General features: G+C 64.2%; 6 protein-coding genes. 3 read left to right on the top strand and 3 right to left on the bottom strand.

Features of this window, described 5'->3' with window-relative positions; translation table 11 throughout:
• Nucleotides 1–207: 207 nt before the first annotated feature.
• Nucleotides 208–375 carry a hypothetical protein gene (locus EN742_RS38225; protein ID WP_189347290.1) on the bottom strand — a complete coding sequence of 56 codons (168 nt, stop codon included), beginning with the start codon at nt 373–375 and terminating at the stop codon, nt 208–210.
• A gap of 95 nt (nt 376–470) precedes the next feature.
• On the opposite strand from EN742_RS38225, the gene EN742_RS22635 reads away from it, so the two are divergent.
• Nucleotides 471–962 (top strand): MarR family transcriptional regulator, encoded by a 492-nt coding sequence (locus EN742_RS22635; protein WP_126057185.1) that lies wholly within the window; start codon nt 471–473, stop codon nt 960–962.
• Nucleotides 963–1,183: 221 nt separating this feature from the next.
• On the opposite strand, the gene phhA is transcribed toward EN742_RS22635, so the two are convergent.
• Nucleotides 1,184–2,017: a phenylalanine 4-monooxygenase gene (phhA, locus tag EN742_RS22640; RefSeq protein ID WP_126057184.1), complete on the bottom strand. Its 834-nt coding sequence runs from the start codon at nt 2,015–2,017 to the stop codon at nt 1,184–1,186.
• A gap of 142 nt (nt 2,018–2,159) precedes the next feature.
• Between phhA and EN742_RS22645 the strand changes: the two genes are divergently transcribed.
• Together EN742_RS22645 and bchE are read left to right on the top strand one after the other, a co-directional pair.
• Nucleotides 2,160–2,636, top strand: a complete 477-nt coding sequence (locus EN742_RS22645) for an Lrp/AsnC family transcriptional regulator (protein ID WP_126057183.1) — start codon at nt 2,160–2,162, stop codon at nt 2,634–2,636.
• Nucleotides 2,637–2,748: 112 nt separating this feature from the next.
• Nucleotides 2,749–4,308 carry a magnesium-protoporphyrin IX monomethyl ester anaerobic oxidative cyclase gene (bchE, locus tag EN742_RS22650; RefSeq protein WP_126057182.1) on the top strand — a complete coding sequence of 520 codons (1,560 nt, stop codon included), beginning with the start codon at nt 2,749–2,751 and terminating at the stop codon, nt 4,306–4,308.
• Nucleotides 4,309–4,351: 43 nt separating this feature from the next.
• Here the strand turns inward: bchE and argB are convergent, their stop codons facing one another.
• Complete coding sequence (argB, locus tag EN742_RS22655; protein WP_128333294.1) at nt 4,352–5,245, bottom strand: acetylglutamate kinase; 894 nt, start codon at nt 5,243–5,245, stop codon at nt 4,352–4,354.
• Nucleotides 5,246–5,425 lie beyond the last annotated feature (180 nt).

The following is a 5,425-nucleotide window of genomic DNA, read 5'->3' on the forward strand; positions in this document are numbered from 1 at the left end:
CACCACGACCATCACCGCGTTGGCCTGCCGGCTTGGCGATCATCTGAGCAAGATCATCGCCGTCTAGGCAATTCCAGGAAAAGTGCGTCGCGGTTTTCCGTCCGGGAGGAAATCAATCATTCGGAAGAAGCAGGCGGCGCCGGCAACCCGACAGGCCGCCGGCGCCGCCCTGGCGCGCCTTTGGGGGGAATTGTTCCGCCGCCGGGCTTAAAGCCCGTAGACGGCGATGCGCACCAGCACCGCTGCTGCCGCCAACGCGACCAGCAGAATGCCGAGGCCGATCGGCGAACCCCAGCCGTACCATTCCATCGCCAGCTTGGCGTATTTGAACTCCTCTTCGTGCGAGAGGGGAGTCCGCTGCTGAATCATGCTCATTTTCTGCTCCTTGTCGGCGACCGGGCCTTGCCTTGCGCAAGCTGTGGTCGCATATTGCTACTGTACGTCTTAATGTTAGACAATTTGATAGTTAGATGATCGAAATAAAATCGTCAAGCACGAATCGAACCGATATGACGGCCACCATCAGCCAGGCCATCATGCGCTGGCAGGATGCGACCCAGGCCTATGACGAAGCGGTTGGAGCGAGGCTCGGGCTGAATGCGGCGGAGCGCCAATGCCTCGGCCTGCTTTATGGCGGCCCGCAATCGGCGGGCGCGGTGGCGGTGGCGACCGGGCTGACGCCGGCCGCCGTCACCGCTCTGATCGACCGGCTCGAGGCGCGCGGCTTGCTGACGCGCACACGCAGCTTGGAAGACAGGCGCAAGGTGGTGATCGAGGCGACCGATCTGACCCGCGAGCTGTCGGCGCGCTATTATGGCGCGATCGCGCGGGACGGGGAAAGGCTGATCGCAAGCTTCAGCGACGCCGAACTGGCCGCCGTCCAGCGCTTTATCACCGCCGCGCTCGACCTGCAGCGCGAGCAGCTTGCCCGGCTGAAGGCCGAGGCGGCGGATGCCGGCTGATCCCGGCAGCTTGCTGACCCAAGTGGCAGCTTGCTGATGACAAGTGGCCGCAAATACTCGGAGCGGTCCAACCGCCTCATTGGCGACTGAACCGCTCCCTAGGTCGGCTGGGCGACGCCGACTTCAAAGCGCGACGCGCTGAAACGGATTCAGGCGCCGCGCTACAAGCACTTATCTTGATGCATGTCGCCCAAACCGCTGCGCGCTTTGGGCGACATGCACTAGACCGTCGCCGGGTCGAGCGCCGGCTTGCCCTTATGGCGGGCGACGATGCCGGCGAGATCGGCGCTACCGAAGGCATCGCGCAACACGTCGAAGGACGGCAGCACGAAATAGGCGCGCTGGAACTTGTCGATCTCGTAGCCGGTGCGCATCACCGTCTCGAGGTCGAACGGCACGTGGTGGGCGTCCTTGCCCTCGATGGCGAACTGCAATTCGGTGAACGACGACATCAGTCCGGCGCCGAAAGCCTTCACCGGCTGGCCGGGTTCCCGGATCAGCCCATATTCAGCGCTGTACCAGTAGAGGCGGGTGATCATCTCGTCGCCGCCAAGCGCGATCAAGTCCTCCGCCTTCTGGCCATACATCTGCATGAAGTCAGCGAAGACCGGCTGCGTCAGGATCGGCACATGGCCGAAGAAATCGTGGAACATGTCGGGCTCGACGATGTAGTCGAGCTCCTCCTTCGTCCGCAGCCAGTTGGTGACCGGGAAGCGGCGGTTGGCGAGATGGTCGAAGAAGGGCGCGGCCGGGATGAGGCCCGGCACGGCGACGATCTCCCAGCCGGTCAGCTTGCGCAGCTTCTCGCTGATCACGCCGAAATCCGGGATCCGGTCGAGTAGGCCGAGTGCCGCGACGCCGTCGAGATAGGAGCGGTGCGCGAGCTTCTGCGTCAGCTTGGTCTGGCGGTCGCACAGCGTGCGCCACACCGCCTGCTCGTCGGCGCTGTAGTCGTAGCCCTGCGCCACGGTGAAATCGGCACGGCAGACCGAATAGTCGCCGCGCAGCCCCTGCGCCGCGCAGTCGCGGGCGTAATCGGCAACGCTGATCGTCATGGCTGTTCTCCTCGCGAAATCATGACTGGGTCAATTATTTCCGAAGCTTAGCCCGAGACCGCGAGGCAATTCCGCTTTGATCATGGCCTGCTTGCGCAATTCGAGGTAAAAGACGCTATCGAAAGGCTGTTGGAGAGTGAAAATGCCTCAGTTTGACGATTTCGAGATCAAGATGCTCGATATCCTGCAGCGCGACGGACGCAAGCCCGTATCGGAGCTGGCGCAGGAGATCGGCCTGTCGACCACGCCGTGCGCGCGGCGTTTCGAGGCGCTTCAGAGCGCCGGCATCATCAAGGGTTTCGCCGCCGTCCTCAGCCGCCGCGCCGTGGGCCTGATGGTCGAGGTGTTCATCCAGGTGCGGCTCACCAGCCACAGCGACGGCTCGCCGGAAAGCTTCATCGCCGCCGTGCAGCGCATGGACGAGGTGTCCTCCTGCTGGACGATGACCGGCGACCATGATTTCCTGCTGCATGTGATGGTGCCCTCGGTCGACGACCTCAACGCCTTCGTCATGCACCGGCTGATGCGGCTCTCCGGCGTGCGCGACGTGCACACCCAGCTCGTGCTGCAGAACATCAAGGGACCAGGCCACGTGCCGCTCGCGCATCTCAGGCGGTAGCGGCCGGCGCGCCATTCCTGCGGAAAAGCTGCACCGAAACTGCTGAAGCAAGCCAACTCGCCATCCAGATCGACGGTTAGGACCAGCGGATCGCCACCGCAAAGGGTCCGCCATGAAAATCGTGCTGATCAACCCGCCGCACACCGCCATCGGCAGCCGCGTGCCGGACGACCATTTGCCGCCGCTCGGCCTTTTGGCGCTCGGCGGTCCGCTGCTCGACGCAGGCCATGAGGTGCGGCTCGTCGATGCCGAATTCGGGCCAATGCCGCTTCCGACGCTGGTTGACGACGCGCTGCGCGGCGATCCCGACTGCATCCTGATCGGCCATTCCGGTTCGACGTCGGCACATCCGACCGCGTTGCGGATCGCCAGGATGGTCAAGGTACGCTCGCCGCGGACGCTGGTGATCTATGGCGGTGTGTTTCCGACCTACCATTGGCACGACATACTGGCCGCGACCGATGCCTTCGATTTCATCGTGCGCGGCGAAGGCGAGGCGACCATCGTGTCGCTGGTCGAGGCGTTGGACCGGCGCCGGCCGCTCGCCGATGTGGCCGGCATCGCCTATCGCGACGACCTCGACCGTCCTTTCGCCACGCGCCCCGCAGGCACGATCGTCAATCTCGATGCTTATCGTGTCGGCTGGGAGCTGATCGATGTCAGACGCTACAGCTATTGGGGCGGCAAGCGCGCCGTGGTCATGCAATTCTCACGCGGCTGTCCGCATCTGTGCAACTACTGCGGCCAGCGCGGCTTCTGGACCCGCTGGCGCCATCGCGATCCCGTGAAATTCGCGCGCGAGATCGCCTGGCTGCACCGTGAGCATGGCGTCGAGCTGATCAATCTCGCCGACGAGAACCCGACGTCCTCGAAGAGAGCCTGGCGGGCCTTTCTCGAGGCCATGATCGCCGAGAGCGTGCCGGTGCTGATCGTCGGCTCGACCCGCGCCGACGACATCGTGCGCGACGCCGATATCCTGCATCTCTATCGCAAGGCCGGTGTCATCCGCTGGCTGCTCGGCATGGAGAACACCGACGAGGAGACGTTGTCATTGATCCGCAAGGGCGGCAGCACCGCGTCCGACCGCGAGGCGATCCGGCTGCTCAGGCGGCACGGCATCTTATCGATGGCGACGTGGGTGGCCGGATTCGAGGACGAGGGCTTTCACGATCTGTGGCGCGGCTTCCGCCAGCTCATCGCCTACGATCCGGACCAGATCCAGGCGCTCTATGTCACGCCGCACCGTTGGACGCCGTTCTTCCGCATCGCCCGGGATCGCAGGGTGATCCAGACCGATGTCCGGCTTTGGGACTACAAGCACCAGGTGCTGAAGATGACGCGGCTGCAGCCGTGGATGCTGTTCTTCAGCGTCAAGCTGATCGAGCTCGCCGTGCAGTCGCGGCCGAAGGCGCTGGCGCGCGTCCTGTTCCATCGCGATCCCGAGCAGCGCCATTCGATGCGGTGGTACACGAAGATGGGCCGCCGCGTCTGGTTTCGCGAAGTCTGGGGGTTCCTGGTCCGCGACCGCCGCGTGACGGACGGACCGAGCCTCGCCGAATTCTGGGGCGCGCCGCAGGACGCCGAGGAGGAATCGATGATTTTTCAGCGTCCGGCGCCAAGGCCGACGGCTTCGGCTATGGGATCGCTTGAGCAGAAAAAATTAGCCGGCTGATTATAGCGATTGGCCGTTTCTCGGAAACGGCGAACTTGCCGCGTCAGGGCACGATCAGGGTGCCGGCGCCGTGCTCGGTGAACAGCTCCAGCAGCACCGAATGCGGCGTCTTGCCGTTGAGGATGACGACGCCCTCGACGCCGCGCTCGATCGCCTCGATGCAGGTCTCGACCTTCGGGATCATGCCGCCCGACACGGTGCCATCCCTGATCAGCGCCTTGGCCTCTGAGACCGTCAGCTCGTCGATCAGCTTCTTGTTCCTGTCGAGCACGCCGGGCACGTCGGTAAGGAACAAGAGCCGCGAGGCCCTGCAAGCGCCGGCAATCGCCCCGGCGAAGGTGTCGGCATTGATGTTGTAGGTGTGGCCGTCGCGGCCGGGCGCCACCGGCGCCAGCACCGGGATCATTTCGGAGCGGGCGAGCAGGTCGAGCAGCGTGCGGTCGACCTCGACCGGCTCGCCGACGAAACCGAGATCGAGCACCCGCTCGATGTTGGAGTCCGGATCGATCATGGTCTTGCGCGCCTTTTCGGCGAACACCATGTTGCCGTCCTTGCCGCACAGCCCGATCGCCCATTCGCCTTCGGCATTGATCAGCGCCACGATCTCCTTGTTGATCGAGCCGGCCAGCACCATCTCGACGATCTCGACCGCCTTCTGGTCGGTGACGCGCAAGCCCCCCTCGAACTTGGATTCGATGCCCATCTTGTTGAGCATGGCGCCGATCTGCGGTCCACCGCCATGCACGACGATCGGATTGACGCCGGACTGTTTCAGCAATGCGATGTCGCGGGCGAACGCCTTGCCGAGCTCGCTGTCGCCCATGGCATGGCCGCCATATTTCACCACGACCGTCTTGTTCTCGTAGCGCTGCATGTAGGGCAGCGCGCGCGAAAGCAGCGCGGCCTGCATTTCGGCGGTGGCGGCGATATCCGTCATCGGTGCGTTCCCAAGTGGCAAGGATGGCGCGCGTCTTAGCGGGAATTGCCGCAGGCCGCAAACGGCTTTGCTGTCACAATCGTGAAATCGTGCTTCCGTTCTCTAGCCCGGCACCTTGAGCGGCGGGCGCCGCTCAAGGTGCCGGGCTAGAGAACGGAAGCACGATTTCACGATTGTGAC

Source organism: Mesorhizobium sp. M4A.F.Ca.ET.020.02.1.1, from assembly GCF_004022645.1.
Classification (GTDB): Bacteria; Pseudomonadota; Alphaproteobacteria; order Rhizobiales; family Rhizobiaceae; genus Mesorhizobium.